General features: G+C 62.1%; 18 protein-coding genes. 5 read left to right on the plus strand and 13 right to left on the minus strand.

Annotated elements, in window-relative coordinates; all coding sequences use genetic code 11:
* Nucleotide 1 precedes the first annotated feature (1 nt).
* The 12 genes from H7X47_RS19150 to H7X47_RS19205 form a co-directional block, all read right to left on the minus strand.
* Nucleotides 2-1,339, minus strand: coding sequence for a hypothetical protein (locus H7X47_RS19150; RefSeq protein ID WP_193370334.1), 1,338 nt, complete (start codon nt 1,337-1,339; stop codon nt 2-4).
* Nucleotides 1,336-2,715 (minus strand): glycosyltransferase, encoded by a 1,380-nt coding sequence (locus H7X47_RS19155; protein WP_193370335.1) that lies wholly within the window; start codon nt 2,713-2,715, stop codon nt 1,336-1,338. The genes H7X47_RS19150 and H7X47_RS19155 overlap by 4 nt, the downstream gene beginning before the upstream one ends.
* Nucleotides 2,716-2,780: 65 nt before the next feature.
* Nucleotides 2,781-3,470, minus strand: a complete 690-nt coding sequence (locus tag H7X47_RS19160) for an SGNH/GDSL hydrolase family protein (RefSeq protein WP_193370336.1) — start codon at nt 3,468-3,470, stop codon at nt 2,781-2,783.
* A 25-nt stretch (nt 3,471-3,495) separates the two neighbouring features.
* Nucleotides 3,496-4,194: a class I SAM-dependent methyltransferase gene (locus H7X47_RS19165; RefSeq protein ID WP_193370337.1), complete on the minus strand. Its 699-nt coding sequence runs from the start codon at nt 4,192-4,194 to the stop codon at nt 3,496-3,498.
* A gap of 11 nt (nt 4,195-4,205) precedes the next feature.
* On the minus strand, nt 4,206-5,132 hold the full coding sequence (locus tag H7X47_RS19170) for a sulfotransferase family protein (protein WP_193370338.1): 927 nt from the start codon (nt 5,130-5,132) through the stop codon (nt 4,206-4,208).
* A 10-nt stretch (nt 5,133-5,142) separates the two neighbouring features.
* Nucleotides 5,143-6,507, minus strand: a complete 1,365-nt coding sequence (locus H7X47_RS19175) for an ABC transporter ATP-binding protein (RefSeq protein WP_193370339.1) — start codon at nt 6,505-6,507, stop codon at nt 5,143-5,145.
* Nucleotides 6,500-7,309 (minus strand): ABC transporter permease, encoded by an 810-nt coding sequence (locus H7X47_RS19180; RefSeq protein ID WP_193370340.1) that lies wholly within the window; start codon nt 7,307-7,309, stop codon nt 6,500-6,502. The genes H7X47_RS19175 and H7X47_RS19180 overlap by 8 nt, the downstream gene beginning before the upstream one ends.
* On the minus strand, nt 7,306-8,466 hold the full coding sequence (locus H7X47_RS19185) for a DegT/DnrJ/EryC1/StrS family aminotransferase (protein ID WP_193370341.1): 1,161 nt from the start codon (nt 8,464-8,466) through the stop codon (nt 7,306-7,308). Before H7X47_RS19185 ends, H7X47_RS19180 begins: the two co-directional genes overlap by 4 nt.
* Nucleotides 8,463-9,050, minus strand: a complete 588-nt coding sequence (locus H7X47_RS19190; protein ID WP_193370342.1) for an acyltransferase — start codon at nt 9,048-9,050, stop codon at nt 8,463-8,465. The genes H7X47_RS19185 and H7X47_RS19190 overlap by 4 nt, the downstream gene beginning before the upstream one ends.
* The gene (locus H7X47_RS26375; RefSeq protein WP_193370343.1) at nt 9,047-9,982 is read right to left on the minus strand and encodes a Gfo/Idh/MocA family oxidoreductase; all 936 of its coding nucleotides are present in this window, start codon (nt 9,980-9,982) and stop codon (nt 9,047-9,049) included. The genes H7X47_RS19190 and H7X47_RS26375 overlap by 4 nt, the downstream gene beginning before the upstream one ends.
* A gap of 121 nt (nt 9,983-10,103) precedes the next feature.
* The gene (gene nusG / locus H7X47_RS19200; RefSeq protein WP_193370344.1) at nt 10,104-10,619 is read right to left on the minus strand and encodes a transcription termination/antitermination protein NusG; all 516 of its coding nucleotides are present in this window, start codon (nt 10,617-10,619) and stop codon (nt 10,104-10,106) included.
* Entirely contained in the window at nt 10,616-11,278 is a 663-nt protein-coding gene (locus H7X47_RS19205; protein ID WP_193370345.1) for a winged helix-turn-helix transcriptional regulator, read from the minus strand. The genes nusG and H7X47_RS19205 overlap by 4 nt, the downstream gene beginning before the upstream one ends.
* Nucleotides 11,279-11,923: 645 nt before the next feature.
* On the opposite strand from H7X47_RS19205, the gene H7X47_RS19210 reads away from it, so the two are divergent.
* Nucleotides 11,924-13,090: a glycosyltransferase family 4 protein gene (locus H7X47_RS19210; protein ID WP_193370346.1), complete on the plus strand. Its 1,167-nt coding sequence runs from the start codon at nt 11,924-11,926 to the stop codon at nt 13,088-13,090.
* 24 nt (nt 13,091-13,114) lie between these two features.
* Here H7X47_RS19210 and H7X47_RS19215 read toward each other — a convergent pair whose 3' ends face one another.
* Entirely contained in the window at nt 13,115-14,413 is a 1,299-nt protein-coding gene (locus H7X47_RS19215; protein WP_193370347.1) for a dienelactone hydrolase family protein, read from the minus strand.
* A 547-nt stretch (nt 14,414-14,960) separates the two neighbouring features.
* On the opposite strand from H7X47_RS19215, the gene H7X47_RS19220 reads away from it, so the two are divergent.
* From H7X47_RS19220 to H7X47_RS19235, 4 genes are all read left to right on the plus strand, one after another.
* A complete protein-coding gene (locus tag H7X47_RS19220; RefSeq protein ID WP_193370348.1) occupies nt 14,961-15,935 on the plus strand; it encodes a lysylphosphatidylglycerol synthase transmembrane domain-containing protein in 975 nt (324 codons plus the stop codon).
* A gap of 64 nt (nt 15,936-15,999) precedes the next feature.
* Complete coding sequence (locus H7X47_RS19225) at nt 16,000-16,782, plus strand: glycosyltransferase family 2 protein (protein WP_193370349.1); 783 nt, start codon at nt 16,000-16,002, stop codon at nt 16,780-16,782.
* Nucleotides 16,746-18,107: a polysaccharide deacetylase family protein gene (locus H7X47_RS19230; protein WP_193370350.1), complete on the plus strand. Its 1,362-nt coding sequence runs from the start codon at nt 16,746-16,748 to the stop codon at nt 18,105-18,107. Before H7X47_RS19225 ends, H7X47_RS19230 begins: the two co-directional genes overlap by 37 nt.
* A 376-nt stretch (nt 18,108-18,483) precedes the next feature.
* A complete protein-coding gene (locus H7X47_RS19235) occupies nt 18,484-20,574 on the plus strand; it encodes an ArnT family glycosyltransferase (RefSeq protein WP_193370351.1) in 2,091 nt (696 codons plus the stop codon).
* Nucleotides 20,575-20,658: the final 84 nt, after the last annotated feature.

Here is a 20,658-nt window from a genome sequence, read left to right on the forward strand (position 1 = left end):
TCTAGTCCAGCAGAATTCGCCGCAGATACGGTTTCACAAGCCTCATAACCCGACGCCCGATCCACAAGAATGATCGTCCGGCAAATCCCGGCAGCATTCGCTCGATGAAACGGAACACTCTCGCCGCAACGGCTTGCATCTTGATGGCGAACTGAAGCCGGCGCCTATGGCGCGCTGCGAGATACCCACTCCTCTGTTCCAAAGCCGTCACTTCACCGGGATCGAGTGCGGACTTCGGCTGCCGGCGGCCATTGGCACATTCCTCCGCGACCACGCGATCGAAATGATGGATGAATGCCGCATAGGTCCATGCTCCGGAACAGGCAACCTCGTTGTAAGCACTCTCGATGATGCGGCCGGCGCGATCCGGATCGCGCAATACCGCCACCACCTCATCCATATTGGAGTGATCACGTTTCAAGGGGACATAGTGCCGGCCGGCGGTCAGCGCGCCGGAGTACTCCCCTTCGTACATGATCATCAGGGTGCGCAACGCGGCTGCCTCGAAGCAGCGCGGTGAGATGACATGTATAACGATCTCGCCATCTCGCCCTTCGAGAAACCGGTCGCGCACTTCCTCAAAGGACAAATTCGGATTTGCGGCCTCGAACTGGTCCACCGCCGGCGCAATATCGCCGGAAAAATCGACGAAGCTCGCACCACTTTCGGTCCCAAGCATCGCCTTGGAATTGGCGACGAACTCGACCCACTTCTGCCCATAGATGCGATCCCGCTCGGCGGTCGAGATATCGCATTTCAGTCCGTAAGCCTCCGCGTCGGCGGCGAAACGGGCACCGATGATCCACTTTTCCTGGCCGAAGGCCCCACACCAGCCCGGCAGTTTCCGGGCCCTGTATGAAACATCGATCGGCCGGTCCTGATATGCCGGCACCGGAAGCTTCGTCAACTCCTCGGGCACAAAGCCGGTGAGGGTCTGCTCGAAACGGACGCGGTCCATCCAGGGGTCACGGTAAATCTTGCGGACCACGTCCTCGTTGACGACGGTAAAAACGGTGGTGACGCCCAGATCCTTGATCGCCGCGGAGGTTGCGTCCACCCAGCGCATTTCATCCTGAATAAAGAGCACCTTGGGTCCTTGGTACTCTCTCAGCTTCTGGCGCACGTCGTCCCCAATATAGCGGGCCCCCGTTACGATCAGAGAATAGTGCAGGACGATGCAATCGAACCTGCCAAAGTCGAGGCTCATTGCCGCGACTGCGGTTGCGTCCAGTTGCACGACGTCGTGTCGGCTGTGGACCTTGAAGGCCTCGAGATGCGCGCCGACCGTTCCTATGAAGCGGAACTGGTCGCCATATAACATCAGGATGGTGTTCTTCATTCCCCGGGCTTCCCGCCACCGGATGATGATGTCGTATTCCGCCCAGAAAGGAGCCTGACCAGCAGCGTTTTCGCAAGCTCTGTCCACTGGCTGATCTTGTAAGACGCCTTGCCTGCCGGGGTATGCACATTTCCGAGGTCGCTCAGCTGCCGCTCCAGGCCGGAAATGCAGTTGCGGACCACCGGAAGCGCCGCCAGTCCGGCAAAAGCCGTCCTGTGGCCCTGTGCCGCCGCCTCGCGCTCCGTGAAGAGCCGGCTGGCAGCGGCATCCAGTGCCCGGACATAGTTTGCGAAGTCCAAAGCAGGGTCGTCGGCGACGCGGCGGTAGGCCCGTTCGGTCAGCTGCTCCAGAAATGCGTCGTCCCGCAGGCGACTCACGACTTCGGCCTCGTTCGATCCGTCCCGCTCCAGCGGGATGTAGTGCTCCCAGGGCTGCAGGATGCCACGATAGTCGCCCGGATACATCACCAGTGCCGTACGGCACATGATCGCCTCAAAAACGCGCGGCGTGATCGTCTTGTGGACGACGTTGCCTTCGTGGGGGCGGACCACTGCGTGCCAGACGTCATCGTCGTCGGCTGCGGGGTGGTCGTTTCGGTATTCCGCGACCTTTTCCTCGATCGTTCCGTCAAAGTCGAACACGGTGGCGCCGCCTTCCGTCGCCAGGGCCGCGCGGCCGCGTGTCAGCAGGTCGTGCCATTGCGCGCCGTAGACCCGCGCTTCCTCGCGCGTGTCGCAATCCGCTTTTAGGTCGTAACGCTCGGCCATGCGAAGCGCCTGTTCGCCGATGGCAGCCTTCTCCTGACCGAAGCGGCCGAGCCAGATCGGCAGCGGCCGCCCCCGATAGACGAGGTCAAACGGCCGGTTGGCGAGCGGCGGCGCATCGACCTTGCGCAGGCGGTTGGAGATATAGCCCGGCAGTCCGGAGATGAACCGGATGCCGGCCACGTGTTGGTGGTGATAAGCGAGGCGGATGTTCTCCGGAGTCAGCGATGAGAACACCGCATTGATGCCAAGTCCGGCCATTCGCTGGGTCATCCGGTCGACCCAGCGGCACTCGTCCTGGATGATCTGGATTTTCGGCCCGGAAAAGGCCGCCACAGCTGCCGCGACCGGCCCAGGCAGATAGTAGTCGAAGAGAACGGAGATGGAGTAGTGAATGAGAATGACGTCATAGTCGAGCGACCTGACCCGCCAGCCCTTGCGGTAGCGGATCGGATTGACGACCGCGACCCGTTGGCGGGAGTGCTGCTTGATCGAGCGGATGTGGTCGCGCACGGCATCGGCCGGGTGCGCGTCATCCGCCAACAGCAGAATGCGCAGACGCCGGTCGCCGGGCCGCATCTGGGCAGCGGCGGCGTCAACGGTCGATACCATCGGATGTTGGCTACTTGACCCGTCCATCGCCCACCCGTGATCGTGTGTCGACTCAGTCCGCAACATTACACCGCTGCTTCGAGAGCTTCGGCGGCGCATCGCTCGATCTTGTCCGCCACTACGTCGAAATAGATGTCATGCCCCTTGCGGCTCAGATGCAGACCGTCGGCCAGCAGGAGACTCGCAAGCTTTTCACTGTCGCCGCCCGCGATATCTTTGAAGGATGTTTCGATATCGATGAACACGACGTCGCGGGGCGCCTCTGCCCCGACCCGGCGGACGATCGCATTGTATTCACGGTTGCTGTCTTCGTACGTCTTGGAGGTGCCCGGAAAGGGGTCGCGGTCCCGGGTCGTGGGGTGGTTGTTGTGCAGGAAGATCCGCTTGGCGCCGAAGGCGCGCCCACGGTCGATGATCTCCGCCAGATTGGCTGCGAAGCCGGCCGGACTCACCCGCGGCAGGCCTCGGTCCGTCTGCCAATAGTTGCAGTCGTTCATGCCGAACTGGACGATGAGAATGTCCACCCCATGCGACTGAACATCGTAGGGCATCCGCTCCAGCGCCTGACGGGTGGTATTGCCATTCACCGAGGCGTTGGTGACGACGATCTCGCGGTTGTGGCTTTCGGCGATCCTTTCCAGGCAACCGGCGACCCGGGTCACCCAGCCGTTGTAGATCGACACCCCCTGGCCGACGCAAATCGAATCGCCGAAGAAGGTTATGCGGAGCGGGTCGTGTTGGGAGGTATCCGTCATGGGTCCTATCGCTTGTGTGGAAGCCTCAGCCCTGGTCGCCCTTGAGGACCGCCAGACAGACCTGGCGGCCATTCGGATAGACCGAGCGGCTCTCCGACGTCAACAGGCCGAGGTCCGGCTCCACGATGCGATCCGCGTAGCGGTCCAGCACGCGGGCGGTCATGTCGCCGTCCCAGGCCAGCATGCAAAACACCTCGTCCCCGTCCACGCGCCGGGTCATGTAGAAGCGGCCCTGCGGGTAGTAGGTGAGTGACAGCCGCACTTCGCGCGCAATCGGCAGCATCTTGGCGAGAAACATCGGGAGCCGTTGATCCACGTTGGGGAACAGATCGTTGGCGATGACCACGTCATAGGTGCCTTTAGGCGTGAATTCGTACCAGTCGACAACGTGAATATAGGGGCGGTCCGCCTGCCCGCGGGCCCTTTCCACCTCGGGCTCGTCGGAGTGGGCCATCAGGTCGACCAGCTCATAGCGCTGCCGTGCCGCGAGAAGGCGGGTCAGGCAGGTGACTCCCCCGCCAACGTCGAGGACCCGGCGCCCTTCATCGCCATGCAGAAGGTCGCCGTAGAGGCGCTCGAAGATCAGCCGCTTCGGCGCGCTGTCGCGCAGCCAGCGCTGGCAGACCAGTGCCTCGTCGCCCGCTTCGCTGCAGACATCCATCAACGCGCCGATGGGGTCGTCGACGAGAAAGCGCGAAACGGCGTCTTCAGTCAGAATCTCCATTGGCCCTCAACTCACTTTCGCGCGGCATAGCTGTCGGCGGAAAGACGTTCTACCTGCTCCGCCAGGTAGCGGTCTATCGCGTCGCCGTCCACCGCCGGCAGGTCGACCGCGCCGGAACGGCCGATTTCGATGTCACAGGCGCCTTCGACGGGGCTCCGCTCGAGGAAGCCGTCCAGGTCGGTCAGCACGGCTTCGGGGTCGTTGCAGAAGTCCTCGTACCAGATCTCCCGCCAGCGCCCCCCGGCATGCCGGGTCAGCCCTGCAGCGACGGCAGTGTTGAACGCGTGCTGGTTCTCCACGACCTGGGCCGCCGGGGCGAGCCGGCGCAGGTCCTCGACGTTGACGGGCGTGGCCGAATTCCATTCCTGGGCCGAACCCTTGGTGTGATAGCGCGCCGCCAGGTCCGACTTGGCGGCGGCGCCCACGTCGCGCCGGATCCAGATGAAGCGCGCGCTCGGCAGCGCCTCGGCCAGGTAGGGGACGCGGAAGCAGTGCCAGGCGTTCTTGATCACCAGCGGCGCCGCGAACAAGGCCTCCGCCGCGGCGAGCGTCGCGAGGAAATGCGGCTCCATCCCTTCCAGAATGCGCGCACTGACCAGCGCGGAGGGATGCCCGCCGCCGAACCAGCGCGTCATCACCGCCGAGCCCTCCGACGGCTGGAACGGCCCCTCCGTCTTGCCGTAGCGGCTGTCATAGCGGATTTGCACCGGGAGCGACTTCTGGATGGAGAGCCCTACGATCGGCGTCTCGGCGAAACTGTCGTTGGTGAGGTTGGCGATAAAAGGCAGCGCGAAGCGGCTGCACAGCGCCTGGTAGAACACGGTGCTGCCGGTGCGTGGCGCCCCCAGGATGAAGATCGCCGTCGGCGCGGCGTCCCCCCGGGCGGAGAGCAGAGTCTGCAGCACCGCCTGCTCGGCGGGGTGCCCCTGTCCCCTCACGGCGGCTTCTCTAGGCACCGGTCCGGCCATCGGTAGCCTTCGATGCAGCTGCGGCAAGCGCTCCGCCCTCCTCCGCCTGCCAGCGCCAGTCGGGCGTCAGGACAATCCGGCTGGTGTCCCGGCGCTCCGACTTGACGCGGAACTGATATCCGCGGGACAGGATGTGGTAACGGTGTCCCTGTGTCGGCACCGCCGGGTCGTAATCGCGAAACAGGGCGGCCGACACGATGTACTTTCCCTGACCGATGGGATTGTCGCCGAGCCAGGCGATGACCCGGTGCTGAGCGCCGTCGCAGTCATAGCTGCGTTGCGGCTCGATCATCCGTCCGACGACGTCACCGCCCTCGTTGTACATGGTGAACAGGCAGGAACAGGGGAAGCTGCCGTTCTGGTCCGAGCTGACGGTGGCGGCGAAACCGATCGCCTCGCCGGTCTTGATGGTATCGACCGGCTTGCCGTTCGCGTCGACGACCTGCAGGCTGTCGATGCGCAGCGGCCCGCTGCCGCCCCAGTCGGCCCCGCTGCCTTCGCCGGTCCCCGTCTTCTCGAGGATCCACTGCGGCACTTCCTTCAGTCGGCCTGCCGGGGCGCCGGGCGCCGCACGGTCCTGCTCCAGATTGTTGATGAACTCCTCGTACTGGTTGACGATGTCGAGCGGCGCGCCGGCCGAGACGATCTTGCCGCCGTCCAGCCAGACCGCGCGGGTTGAGAACTGCAGGATCTGTGCCATCGAGTGCGAAACGATCAGCAGGGTGGCGCCGTCTTGCGTCAGCCGCCTGATCCGTTCGACCGATTTCCCTGCGAAGTAGGCATCGCCCGCACCCAGCACCTCGTCGATGATCACGATATCCGGCTTGATCGCCGTCGCCGCGGCGAACTGCAGACGCGTGCGCATGCCCAGCGAGTAGGTCTTGACCGGCTGGTCGATGAAGTCCTCAAGCTCGCAGAAGTCCAAAATATCGGCAACCGCCTCCTCCAGGGCGTCACCCGCCAGGCCGTTGTAGACCAGCGATGCGCGGATGTTCTCCATGCCGGTGAACTCGCCGTGAAAGCCCAGCCCGGTCTGCATCAGCGCCTGCACCGCGCCGTCGACCTCGACACGGCCGGCTGTCGGCGCGAAGTTGCCCGTGATGAGCTTCAGCAGGGTGGTCTTTCCAGCGCCGTTACGGCCGACGATGCCGACCCGCTCGCCCCGCATCACGTCCAGGTCGATGCCGTCGAGCGCTGTGAAAGTCCTGTAGTTCACCCGCCGCCAGAACCGGAGCCGTGACAGGCCCATCACGTCGAGGGCCTGCTCCGACAGACTGCCGTACAGGCGATAGTCCTTGCGGATGCCGGACAGGCGAATGGCGGGCTGAGCGGCGGGATCAGGCATAGTCGAAGAAGACCGTCTTGGCGCGGCTGAACACGTAGGCGCCGAGCAGTAGGCTGGCGACGCTGAAGCCGAGCGCACCAAGGGCGATCGGCCAGTGAGGCAGGCTGCCGAGAACGATCAGACTCTGCAGGGAGACGATATAATAGGCCAGGGGATTGAAATAGAGCAGCACACGCAGGGCATCCGGCAGCATGTCCGGCGTGTAGGCGATCGGGCTGGCGACCAGCAGAATGATCGTCACGTAAGTCAGCGCCTGCTGAATATCCTTCAGCACCAGGTTCGCCAGGGAGAGTATCCAGGTCAGGCCGGCGAGAAACATCATGAGCAGCATCAGCACGACCGGCACCAGCAGCCAGGTCCAGGCGACCTTTCCCATGACCAGCGCGGCGGCCAGCACCAGCATGATGGCGATGGACGTGGTGATCAGCGAGGTCAGCACCTCGCGCAGCGGAACCAGCTCCGGCGGAAACACGGTGCTCAGCAGAATGCTCCGGTTGGCGGTCAGGGAAACAGCGCCCTGCGTCAGCCCCTGGCTGAAGTTGATCAGGGGGATCAGGCCGGAGAAAATATAGAGAACGTAGACTCCCGCCTCCATGTTCGCCGGCCGAATCCGGAAGACGACGAGATAGACGGCGCTGTAAATCGCCAGCAGCAGGACCGGCCCGAGCACGAGCCACGCCAAGCCGAAGGCGGTTCCGGCGTAGCGCTGGCGCAGGGCGATGCGCACCGTCTGGGCGAGCATCGAGCGGCGGCTCCAGCTCACCCGCAACGGGTCGGCAAAGGCGGAAAAAGCCGCGCTCATGCGCCGGCCACGCTGCTTGCCATCGCGCCGATGCCACTTCGGACGGCCGCGACGATGCGATCCTGGGTCGCCACATCCAGATAGGGATGCATGGGCAGGCTCAGCACCTGGGCGGCCAGGCGATCCGAGACGGGCACGCCGCCAGGCACCGTGGGGTGCATGGCGTAGCCGGTCTGGCGGTTCAGCGGGATCGGATAATAGACCGCGGTCGGCACGCCCTTATCCTTGCAGGCCGCCGCAAGGGCGTCGCGGTCCGGGACCAGCAGCGTGTACTGCGCCCAGGCCGAGACGCAGCCTTCGGCGACACGGGGCAGCGTCACCGCGTTGAGCCCCTTCAGGGCTTCGGCGTAGCGCGCGGCCACCGCCTGGCGGTCGGCCAGCTCGTCCTCGAAGATCGCCAGTTTCTCCAGCAGGATCGCCGCCTGCAGGGTATCGAGGCGGGAGTTCAGGCCGATGCGCACGTTGTCGTACTTGTCGCCGCCCTTGCCGTGGAAGCGCAGGCTGCGCAGCAGTTCGGCTGTGGCGGCATCGTCGGTGAACACCGCGCCGCCGTCGCCGTAGCAGCCCAGCGGCTTCGCCGGAAAGAAGCTGGTCGTCGTGTAGTCGCCCAGGCAGCCCACATGGCGGCCCCTGTAGGTACCGCCGAAACCCTGGGCAGCATCGTCCACCAGGGTCATGCCCTCGCGCACGCAGATCGCCGATAGGGCGTCGTGGTCGGCCGGATGGCCGAACAGGTCGACGGCAATGACCATGCGCGGCCTGAGGCCCAGGCGCCTGGCTTCGGCGACTCCGGCCTCCAGGCTGGCCGGGTCGAGGTTGAAGTCGGCCTCGCGCACGTCCACGAACAGCGGCGTGGCGCCAGTCGGGGGCACCACCTCCGCGGTGGCGACGAAGGTGAAGGCGGGAACGAAGACGGCATCGCCCGGCCCCACACCCTCGGCCATCATCACCAGCTGCAGGGCATCGGTACCGTTGGCGCAGGTGACGCAATGGGCGGCGCCACAGAAGGCGGCCAGCCTCTGCTCCAGCTCCGCAACCTCCGGTCCCAGGATGTAGGTGCCATGGGACAGCACCCGGCCGATGGCCTGGCTGAGCCGCTCGCCCAGGCGACGCTGCTGGGCGGCCAGGTCGATGAAAGCGATGGGCGAACCACTCATCGGCCGATCCCCTCCCCGATCTCTTCCAGGGTCTCCGGGCCGGTCAGCCGATAGCGGCTGTCGTCGAGGGGGCAGACCAGGTCGTCGCCCAGACGGCCACCGGCCTTGCTCATCCAGCCGATCCGCCTGGCCGGCACGCCCGCCATCAGCGCAAAGGCAGGAACGTCCCTGGTCACCACGGCGCCGGCCGCGATGAAGCAATAGGCGCCCAGCCGGTGTCCGCATACGATCGTCGCGTTGGCGCCGATCGTTGCGCCCCGTTCGACAACGGTGGGCTGATATTCGCTCTTGCGCTCGATCTCGGCGCGCGGATTGACGACGTTGGTGAAGACGCAGGACGGACCGCAGAACACACCGTCTTCCAGGGTGATGTCGTCGTAGACGGACACGTTGTTCTGGATCTTGACCTTGTTGCCGAGGATCACACGGTTGCCGATGAACACGTTCTGTCCCAGAGAGCAGTTCTCACCGATAACGGCGCCGCCGCAGACATGGACCCAGTGCCAGACGCGGCTGCCGGCGCCGATACGCGCGCCCTCATCGACGATCGCGGTGGGGTGGATGCTGGCTTCCGGCAGGCTCATCGGGCGTCCGGAACCATCGGGTGCCGTTCGCCGCGGCCCGGCTCGATATCGGCCGTGCGCATCGCCGACACCATCTCGATCGACGGGCGCACCGCTTCCAGGCCGAAGCCCTTGCCGGCGAGGATCGCCTCGTAGCTCGCGGTGTGCAAATCGGTGAAACCGGCGGAAAACTCTACGTCCTCGCCGTCGACGGTGACCGCGCGATAGGTCGACTGACCCTCGGCGAGCCCCGGCAGCAGATCGTTGCGGTCGACGGAGAGGAACCAGCGGATATCGGCCTTCTCGCATTCGATGAAGCCCGCCATCTGGCGCTCGTTCCTGAGATGCAGGGCGCTGTCGGTGACAGCGCCGAAAACGAAGCTCAGCATATCGAAGAAATGCACCCCGATGTTGGTGCCGACGCCGCCCGACTTCTTGTCGTCGCCCTTCCAGGACTGGTGGTACCAGCGCCCGCGCGACGTGACGTAGGAGAGGTTCACCGAGTGGCGCCTATCGGAGGCATCCACCTTCTGTTTCAGCGCGATGATCGCAGGATGAAGGCGCAATTGCAGGATGGTATTGATCCGGCGCCCGGTGCTTGCCTCGATCTCGGCGAGGCCATCGAGGTTCCACGGATTGAGCACCAGCGGCTTCTCGCAGATGGCGTCGCAGTCGGATCGCAGGGCGAAGCGCACATGGGCATCGTGCAGATAGTTCGGCGAACAGATGCTGACATAGTCGATGCGCTCGCCGCTGCGGTGCTGCTTGTCGATATAACGATCGAAGCGCTCGAACTCGGTGAAGAAGTGAGCCTCGGGAAAATGGCTGTCCATGATGCCGACGGAGTCGTTGGGGTCGATTGCGGCCTTCAAGTCGCCGCCCACGGCGCGCATGGCCTTCATATGACGGGGCGCGACGAAGCCGGCGGCACCGATGAGTGCGAAATTGGTCACGGAGTAAGGGCCCTCTTCCTCTGCATATCAGTTTGTTTTTCCCATGCTACCGCACTCCGGGTGACGGCAGTTTCGCCTCCCGAAGCGGCGACTCCAGGTCCGGCGGTCGGCGCCACGCGCTTCAGGCGGCAGCCAGAGCCTCCGGGTCGATCAGGGCGCGCACCTTGCGCCCCAGGAAGTCGATGAGAACCAGTGCCCGCTCGTTCTCCTTCAAACCCTCGTAAAGCCCGAGGAAGCTCTCAAACGCGCCCTCGGTGATGCGTACCTTGTCACCGCTCTTCAGATGGTGTTGCGGCTCGAGACGGACGCAGCCGTCCTCGCCCTCGCGCGCGCGCAGCGCGTCGATCACGGCCTCGGGCACCGCGATGGGTGCATCCGCCGCGGCAACCAGCCTGATGACGCCCAGAGTCGAATTGATGGCGCGCCAACCCTGGCGGCCGGCATCGACGGCGACGAAGAGATAACCGGAAAAAAGCGGGCGGGCGACCCTTTCCGTCCTGCGGGCGTGGCGGCGCAGGCGGGCATACTTCGGCAGGTAGACGGCATAGCCCTGGCGGCGCAGGTTGAAGGCCGCCTTGTCTTCCTGGCCGGGCTTGGCCTGCACCGCATGCCAGCGCATGTCCTCGCCCGCTGTCATGCTTCGCCGTCGCTCTGTTTCGCCGCGGCAATGGCCTGGGCGAGGATGTCCGGCACCAGCACCCTTGCCGCCCCCAGTTCAGCCACGGCCACGTCATGGGCCGTCTGGGCATCCACGATGTGGGTGATCAGCGCGCCGTCGAAGGGTTCGGTCACCGCGCTGAAATTCGCGACCAGCGGCAGGGATGCGAAGGTCCCTTCGCCGCTGTCAGCGGAGTCATCGACCAGCGCCACGATGCGCAGCGGATGGTGCAGTGTGCAGACCAGCGCGATCTCCGCCATATCGCTGCGCCCGATCAGAACCAGCGATTTCCAGCCCCTGGCCGCCGCCATGCCCAGCGCCTCGTCGCAGGAAGACCGCGCCTGGCGGAAGAAATCGAGGGAATCGCGCAGGTAGGTCGCGGTGAGGCGCGACTTCTCGGCGAAACCCTTGGGGGTCAGGTAATAGGCGTAGCGCCGCTTCGGCACCTGCTGAACCTTGATCAGCCCCTTGTTGACGCAGCGCTTGAGATAGGCGTTGACCAGGCCGACGGCGATGCCGAGATCGGCGGCGATGCGGCGCTGGGTAACCGCACGATCACCGTCGACGGCATTCAGCACGCCCAGCGTGATGCGGGTCGACGCCTGCTGATGCTCGTCCGGAGTCTCGGAACTGGCCATTTTCCTCCACGCCCCGCCAAGAGACGAAGGCCGCTGCCGTCGGCATAGTCAAATTCACGGCGTGAACATATACTTTGTTCATCGCGTGAATGTCAAATGGCCGCGCCTCTCGGCTGTGAATCTGGCGGAATTCCTATATTTTTGCTCCAAGTGTGGGCACCCTCGCCGAGCGTTGCGGCGCAGTCGGATTCGTCGCTGGCATTGATTGTCCTGGTCACCCTCGCGAGGTCGGGCTCCACGCCCGACGCGCTTGCGGAACCCGCATTCGGCGAATTATAGACTTAATTATACTCGTTAAAAGCGAGGACCGATCGGCAGGAGCACCGAAATTGGAACACGGCTGAAAACCCTCCGCAGGCGAGATCGCCTGAGCAATCCGCAAGCAGGCTATTGATTCGGTGTTCGGACTAATCGACCAGGCATGAGGGCTCAGGCAATTCCTGCTGTGCGGTACCGACAAAGCGAAGGCCGCATGGGCGACAGTCCGTATCGCTCACAACATCCTCAAGCTCGCAGCGGCTGCTTGACAATGATCATCGAATCAAACTCAGATCAGCGTCGCACTCATTGGAAACCCCCCTCGCTTATGCTTGTTCTCGATGCGGGTTCCTGCATTAGAACTAAAAAAAACAGGTTCAAAACATCATGACATGCCGGCGCGTCGCCGTCATCGGGAGTCACGCCCACTACCTGGTCAACTTCCGCGGCGCTCTGATACAGGCGATGAGGGCCCACGGTCATGAGGTTCTGGCGCTGGCCCCGGATTTCGATGCGGGAACACGCTCCGAACTGTCGGCCATTGGTGTCGAACCCGTCGATATCTCTTTGTCGCGCACAGGCCTCAACCCTGTTCGCGATTTCCGCGATATCATCGGTTTGTATGCGCAGATGCGCCGGCTGGCGCCGGACGTCGTCCTCGCCTACACCGTCAAGCCGGTGATCTATGGCTTGCTTGCCGCCGCGCTGGCACGCGTGCCTCGGCGGTTCGCGCTCATAACGGGGCTGGGGTATGTCTTCTCCGAGGGTGGTTCGCCGCGTGACTGGATCATCCAGGCGACAGTGCAGCAACTTTACCGCATCGCCCTGCGCGGGACAGAAGCTGTTTTCATGCAGAATCGCGACGATGCCGATGAATTCGTCGCCCGGCGCATTGTCTCGTGCCGAAAGATCATTCCGGTCAACGGAAGCGGAGTCGATCTTGCCGCCTGGCCGGTGATGGATTTGCCCGGCCCGCCGGTGACCTTTGCGCTGGCCGCGCGACTCTTGGGGGAAAAAGGTGTACGCGAATACGTCACAGCTGCCCGGCAGGTAAAGGCAAAGCACCCCGAAGTCCGGTTCCTGCTGCTGGGAGGGTTGGACTCCAACCCCTCTGCCATCAAGGAAAGGGAAGTTGCGTCCTGGGTGGCGGAGGGTGTTTTAGAATGGCCGGGGCATGTCAATATGCGCCCCTGGCTGGCGCAGACTAGTGTTTTTGTCCTCCCCTCGTATCGCGAAGGTATTCCGCGCAGCACCCAGGAAGCCATGGCCGCGGGCCGTCCTGTGATCACCACGGATGCGCCCGGCTGTCGGGAAACGGTCGTTGTCGGCGAGAATGGTTATCTTGTTCCCCCACGGGACGTCGGTTCCCTTGTCGGCGCGATGCTGCATTTCGTCGAGAACCCGCAGCAAATCGTGGTCATGGGGCGCAACAGCCGCCGCCTTGCCGAAGAGCGCTTTGATGTCAGAGCGATCAACGAGAGAATGCTTTCGGCTATGGGGCTTGATGAAACCGCATCACCTGAGCAAGCCGACGGATCCCGCGATGGGGTCTAGCGCACACGGGCACGACTTCGGCGGTCATCCGGTCTGGGAACAGAAATCTGAGGCCTCGGATGGCTGGTCGCCTGTCTGAACGCCGGCACTGCCGGCCGCTGCAGCACCGGATGTCCCGCTTTCACGGAGCCAGTACTCGAGAAACCGGATGGCCTTGTCGAAAAAGATCTCATGACCGCCGGGCCCAACGACAAGGCAGAGTCGATTATCAGCGCCCGCGTCAGGCGGATAGATCGACTGGAGTTGCCGAAACAGTGGCTGCACCCTTTCGCTGCGTTCATCCTCTGACCCGACCTCATACAAAAGCGGGCGCGGCGCAATCAGTGATCTGACAACGAGTTCATCCGACAGGCGGGTAACGTAGTCGCGAAAAATCGTGTAGTCGGCCTGTTCATATCGCCACATGGCCGACTTGTGATCGCGCGATGCCAGCTTCGGCCCCCGTTGCTCCGCCCATTGAGAGACGACGACAGCATCGATGTCCTGGTCCAGCGCCGCAAGATAGAATGCAGTCATGCCGCCCAAGCTGATCCCATAAACGCCAGTCTTCTGCTTGAGATCATCGAGTTTTCTGATTTCGTTGACGGTCTTGCTGATCGCGAAGACCTCCATGCCGACTAGCTTTGCCCCTAAAGCTTCTGCCCGCCGGTCCAGTTCGTTCCGGTTCTTGTTGAACACGCTCACGGGCTCGAGATGGGGGTCCGTCACTATTCTGGGGGCGTAAACCGAGAAGCCGGCCTTTGCAGCGCGCAATGCGAAATTGTGGTGATAGTCGTCGGCATCGAAGTGCTCGTCCGTCTCGAGGCCGAAGATCTGCTCGGGGCTCGACGACGTCCCGTGGATGGCGACGAGGAGGCCTCTGGACGGCTGCGTGCCGTCTGCTAGGTACAGCAGGCCGCCGGCCCTCAGTACCGCCGCCTCGCAGTGAATCTCGGCCAAAACCGCCTGCAGAGGAACCCCCGACGCGGGCTTGTCGGCCAAAGGCGTGAGTTGAACCGTAACCCCGGGGTCGCCATGGCATTCCTTCGGCACACCGATCAGATGCCTGAACTCGGCCGGTTCGAGTTCGGGCTGTGCCGAGGCCATCTGTCCGCGGAGCAGGCTGTCCAGGAACCTGTGATCTGATTCGATTAGCTCCTGGGCAGATCGCCAGGACGCCGGATCGGGCTTTACAGATGTCTTGCCGGCAGGGGATTGGGATGTCGCTGACGCCAGCCTCGCCACAAGAGCATCACGTGTACCATCATCGAGTAACAAGATACCGACAAAGACCGCGATCGCAGCGAGCTGTAATGCAGAAACTAAAGCCCAGTTGATTCGCATAATACAATCTTGCCTTTTATCTTGCCGATGCGGGCATGCAATTTCCCAATAGTTTGGGTTCTGCTAAAGCGTGGGCCGGTTGCTGGTCGCCCAGACCGAAAGCCGCCTGTCCTGCGTGACTCTGTCAAGCGAGCCAGCGGAGGATATGGCCAAGGCATTGGCGTTGTCCATCGGTCCGCCCGGGCTGGCGCCGCCGGGCTTCAGGTCGCAGATTGCGAACCGACGGCCGGCTTCGCGAGCGGCTGTCCCCCGGTTGGGGGCACATCAGAGGGCGCCGGAGTGCAGTGCAAAAGATTGCTTGATGGTTGCCATTTCCATTAAATTGGCCCCCGCTGATAAGAGGAAAAGCTGATGTCGGTTGCGGAACGCGCAAGCCACTTTCCAAAGGTTTCCGCTGAGGTTCCGCGAAGCTGTTGAGAGCCTTTGGATATGGCCGAGGAGGTTTCAGGTTCGCCGACGCCGGCGAGAGCGATCCGGAATTCGCGCCGCCAAAGTACCACCAAGTTCTTATGGAACGGGTTTTGTAGAGAAAGGCCGCATTCAGTCCATGATCAGCTTGTCTAAGCGAGCCTCTTTCTCAATTAAATTGCTATTTGTTGTAATAGCGGCCATCTATATTGCAATAAGCATCGATTGGATCGCGGTCTGGCGCTCGGTTTCACTCAATCTCATTGAAGCCATACTTATCAGCCAGGTTCTTTTTCTTTCTGCCACATGCGTAATAGCCTTCAGGCATTCCATCTTAGTGAGAGTTCCGCCGGCACCATTCGGGAACTGCCTTGCAGCCGTTCTCCTGTCCGCCGGAGTAAATCTCGTTACGCCCGGCCGTATCGCTGAGGTAATTAAAGCCACATACCTGAGGAAAGTTCTGAAGGTCCCTCTCGCCAACGGAACCTCCGCAATCGCTGTCGAGCGGCTGTTCGATGTCGCTGCGGTCTCTGCGATCGCCTTGGCCGGCTTCGGCGGCGCGGTTCTGGAGAATTCACAGATTTTTGCGGCCTTCCTTCTTCTTGCCTTTGTCGGCCTGTTGTCGATTCACAAGGTTGCCGGGTTGATTCTCCGGGTGACTGGGAAGTACGAGGGCAGATGGGTGCAGTTCCTGCGTGAAAACTGCACGCACGTCATCACGATGCTGACCAAGCGGCGGCTGGGGTCGGTTGCAGGACTGACGGTTACGAGTTGGTCCTTGCACTTTCTGGCGATCTGGTTGTTCTTTGCGCTGCAGTCGGAGGTGCAACTATCCCTTTCGCAAGTCGCGCTCGTGTTCGGGGCCGTTTTGTTCGCCGGCGCGGTTCCGGCTCTTCCCGGCGGGATCGGCCTCATACAGGTTGCCGTCTCGATGACTCTTGTCGCCATGGATTTCCCGTTCAGCGTCGCTCTCGCACAGTCTATAGGGCTCCACATCGCAGAGGTGCTGATAAGTGCTGTGAGCGCTCCTTTTCTCATTCTGCTTCGGCCTACAGGTATCCGGGATCTGATCGGCAGCATCTCGGCAAGCAGAAAAGAACGTGAAGCAGGATAATCCGTCAGAAGGACGCGCATGAAGGCGGAGCCGACGGCGTCCGCCATCGAAGCTTGGGGCTGGTATGAAGATCTATATTGTTCTCCCAATATACAATGAAGTCGAAAACATCGGCCCTCTCCTCGATGCGATACGGGCCGTATGTCGGGAAAACGAGCTTTCTTACACCGTGATCTGTGTCGACGACGGCTCCACGGACGGAACATCCGAGAAGCTGAAGGACTATGCCTCAGCGGAAGATATCAGCATCATAAGCCATCGCCGCAACCGCGGCCTCGGAGAAACCATCAGGGACGGCTTTGAAGCTGCGTCGGACCTTGCAGAGGATGAAGATGTCATCATCCGGCTGGATGCCGACGGCACTCACGAACCCAAGTACATTCCCGCACTCCTGGAGGCGATCAAGGGGGGAGCTGACGTGGCCATCGCCTCACGTTTTCCCAGTGGGGGAGGAGAAATCGGGCTCGGTTCAGACCGCAAATGGATCAGCCGGATCGCCAACCACGCCTTCCGTATCTGCTTCCCGATGGGTGGCATTCGTGAGTTTACCTGCGGATATCGAGCCTACCGGGCGAAATGTGTGAAGGAAGCCCTCAATCTTTATGGCAACAGATTTATCCAGCTTAAGGAATTTGGGTTCGTCTGCACTCTGGAGAAGCTGCTAAAGCTGCGCCTGCTCGGGGCAAAACTGATCGAAGTGCCCTTCGTGCTTCGCTATGACATGAAGCGTGGTGAGAGCAAGCTTGTCTTCAGCGTGACCACGCTCGGGTACGCAATCATGGTGGTGATGTACCATTGGCCTTGGGGCGGATGGAAGAGATCGGTCAGCAAGCTTCGGTCCCGCTAGGGAGCATGGCGATGGGAGGCAACTTCCACACCATAACAAGAAACGATCTGACGACCTACGTTCTGGAAGCCGGGCGTCGATACTGGCCCGCTGGCGCGGTGCCGGACGATCCATGCCGGGAAGACATCGATCCAGGAGAACTGGGGAGCGACTGGTGCTATGTCGAACTGCCAGAATGGGCCGCCGACATCGGCATCGATGGACGACTGCTGGTCGACCGTCGCAGTATCGCCTCGGGGCCCGGTACCGACTTCGAGCGTTGCGACTGGTTCCTGGCCGGTTTTGCTCATCTGAGCGGCATAGCGCAGGTCAAGATCGAGAGGAGCCTGGGGCCCGCTCATTCCTACAGCTTCCGCCTCAAGGGGATACCCTCAGATCTGTTCGATCGCGCTTGGGCCAACCGCATTATGCTTTTCATCCGGCGGCGGGCGGCGCGGCTTGCCGGCAAGGAAGAAGATGCCTTCTTGGGCCCGATGCCGGAAGGGCAGATCACCCTGACCCATGACGTCGATGCGTTGGACAAGACCGTCGCAATACGTTTGAAGCAAGGGCTCTTCAACCTGTTCAACCTGGTTCGGCTGTTGGCCAGGGGTGATATCCGGGAGGCCAGGAGCGCCGCCCTGGGCGCATCGCGTATGGTCTTCGCTCGGCTGTCCTATGACCATCTCGAGACGGTCGCCGAGATGGCAGAAGCCAGAGGCCTGATATCGGCTTTCCATCTTTATGCCGGTCGTGGCGCAGGCAACCCCGGCCTCCGCAAATGGTTGTTTGATCCTTCCTATCGCATCGACGATCCGCGACTGCTGTCGTTCGTGCGGAAGTACAAGGAGAGGGGTTTTGAGTTCGGTTTGCACCCGTCCTTTGAAAGCTGGAATTCCACCGCTTCGATAACCCGCGAAAAAGAAGCGCTGGAGCGGACCCTGGGCGTCAACGCCAAGACCGTCCGGCAGCACTGGCTGCGGTTCTCTTGGGAGGGAACCTGGCGGGCCCAATCGGAATCCGGACTGAGCGTGGATTCGACCCTGGGCTTCAACGATCGAAGCGGATTCCGGGCCGGAGCGGCCTTGACCTACAGGCCCTGGGACTTCGTCCGCAACAGGCCGCACGATATCGCCGTCCTACCGCTCGTTCTCATGGATTCCCATCTCTACGACTACTCTCCGATGACACCTACTTCCAGGCGGGCTGCCATGGCAGGGATCTTGGGTGAAGTGATGCGCGTCGGCGGGGAGGGGGCCGTCCTGTGGCATCCGCACGCGCTTGCGAGCGACTATGGCTGGAGAGAAGGTTTCGAAGACCTGCTGGACCTGATCAGCAGGCAATGAAGCCGGATGCTACAAAGGCGAATATAAATCTCGAAAGTTCGGCTCATGTTACTTGCGCCCACTGAATGATTACTAGAATATCTGCGTCCACGAATTGCAGGAGTCTTTGAGTTGGACAGGAGAGTATGAAGCCGGCGGTGCAAATTTACAGTTCGGTTGTCGGCCATGCCACCACGTGGCCGGGGTCAGAGGGCAAAATATATCGGGCTCAAAAATCCCTTCCCGGCGAGCGGTTCGACTCTCAAGCCCCTCTCAGCGGACAACGCAGATGTGGCCGCTCCGCAGCGGCGCCGGCTTGGCACGGCGTCCTCGGGGACGGCGTCGTCGCAGACGCTGCTCTTCAGGCTGCCCTATGGACCGGCCGTAAGTTGATCGTGTGCTGCGTGAGAAAGACGAGATGATAGCGAGCGAGCGGTTCCGCAGGGTCGCAGGTTTGCTTCTCTACCTGCTTTGCATCGCCCTTTTTGTCTGGAGCGGGATCTTCTCGCTTTTGGCGACGTCCATACTGGATGGCGAGAGTTCAAGCGTCTCCAATGTGCCGATAAATCATGTCCTGTACGGCACCTGGATCTATCCTCTTCACGCACAGGAGCTGTTCTATCCTGGCGTGGACAAGTTCATCATCCACCCGCCGCTGCACTATTACCTCGTAAGCATCTGGCTTCAACTGTTCGGAATCGGCGCATGGCAGCTTCTGCTGCAGTCCACGGCCGTGGGCCTGTTGGGCGTCGTGGCTGCTTCATACCTGATTCGATCAAAGGTCGGTAACACGGCAGCGGTGCTGACGCTGGTCCTGGCCACGATCTTTGCCGGCCTGCGTCACCCGATGGTCTCTGCCAGACCGGACCTTACATTCGGGTTTATGTACTCCCTGGTCGTGCTCCTGTCTTTCCTGTTGCTTCACAACTACCAAGGAAGCAAAGGCCGGATAGTCGCCGCACTACTGGGCGTGAGCGTCTCCGCAAGCTTTGCGACGCACTGGTACGGGTTCTTCTGCCTGTTCTATCTGCCGGCCGCCGCCTTATATCTGGTCTGGAGACTGCGGACAGAAGCTTGGAAGCCGGTCGCCTGCCTGGCGATAGGGGCAGCTGCCGGCGTCCTGCTGTGGTGGTATCTTTTCGGCGACGACTTTTGGTTCGGTTTGCTGACCATCCTCCTCAAGGGAGGTTCCTTCCTCGAAGTAATACGAATACCTTTTCTCTACTATCTAACCTTCTTGACGGCCTGGCCTGGCGGAAAGGTCGTACTGCTGGGATGCGCGATCGCATTTGCTTTCTGCTGTTGGGAGTGGCTGCGCGCTGCAAGGGCGAAGTCACCGATTTCCCGGACCGCGGCAATCGCCTCCTTTCTGGCCCTGAATATCTTTCTGTATGAGCTCTTCTTCTTCTTCTATGTCGCCAACAAGGCGCCACGCTACAGCGCCAATATCGCGATCCTCCTGGTGGCATTCTCGGCCATCGGCTACTTCTGGGTCATAGACCTGGCACGGGCCACGCTGAAAAACAGAGCCAAAGTGGTCAACTCGGCGGCGGCCGCTTTGGGCATCGCCGCCCTGCTGACCTCGAACTACGTAACAGTACCCTTCTCCATCAAAAGCGTGGGCGACGTAATGGGGCGCAGCCTGCACGCGTCAATGCGCGAGGGTCTTTCCTGCGGCGTTCCCGAACAAGCGACGGTGCTGCTGGGCAGCACAGGGTACCAGTATCTCTACGATCGACCCTTCCTGGGCTCCATGCGGCTTTACGCGGAGGAGACCATTCCCCAGCCGACCGATTGGAGCCTGCGAGGCCTGATCCGGTATTACCGGGAAGGGCCCGGCGTCAACTATCGGACGGCGGAAATTCCCTATGATGCCCGGCGGCAGTCGATCGGTGATCGGATCGACGTCATGGTCAATGCCGACAATGGTCACGGTTGGCAGTCCCTCTACATCAACCCCTCGGTCTGGAAGGGGAAGTTGAAGGAATACCTTGCGGTCACGCTGATCGATCCGAACGCGTATGAAGCCGTCACCGGGCGCGTCTCTCGATTTCCGAACCTGCTCGTCACGGTTTTCCTGTCGGAGGACAACTTCGAGGAGCTCACCAGGCAAACGCCCTGCGCAACCCTTGCCAGAGGACTGCACCACATTGGGGACAATGTCGTATTGCTGCGCTATGACGCGGACCTGCGACAGCGCCGAAACCTGATGGCGGGCGATTGGCTGCAGTTCGATGCACGTGCAAAGGCCGACTACGTGGAGCAGTATCTCGCCTTGCTGGGGGGCGCCGCCTCGGTCATCCAGCCCGGCGCAATTGATATTCTTGTCGATTGGGTGGATCAGCAGTTCGAGAAAAAGACCGGAACCGTCAATGATCTCCATGGTGGAACCGAAGTGAGGACGTTCGGCCAGGTGGTGGACCGGTACTTCGATGCGGATGGCTTCAAGGCGATCTTCTCGGACGCTGCATGGAACTCGGGGAACTAGGCGGTGGCGGTACCATCCAGGGCTCACAGCGATAGTTGGGCGCTTGGTCGGGCGCCCACTGCCGCGGAGCGAACCAGTTGGGGA

Origin of the sequence: Pelagibius marinus, from assembly GCF_014925385.1 — a bacterium.
In the GTDB taxonomy this organism is placed as follows: domain Bacteria; phylum Pseudomonadota; class Alphaproteobacteria; order Kiloniellales; family Kiloniellaceae; genus Pelagibius; species Pelagibius marinus.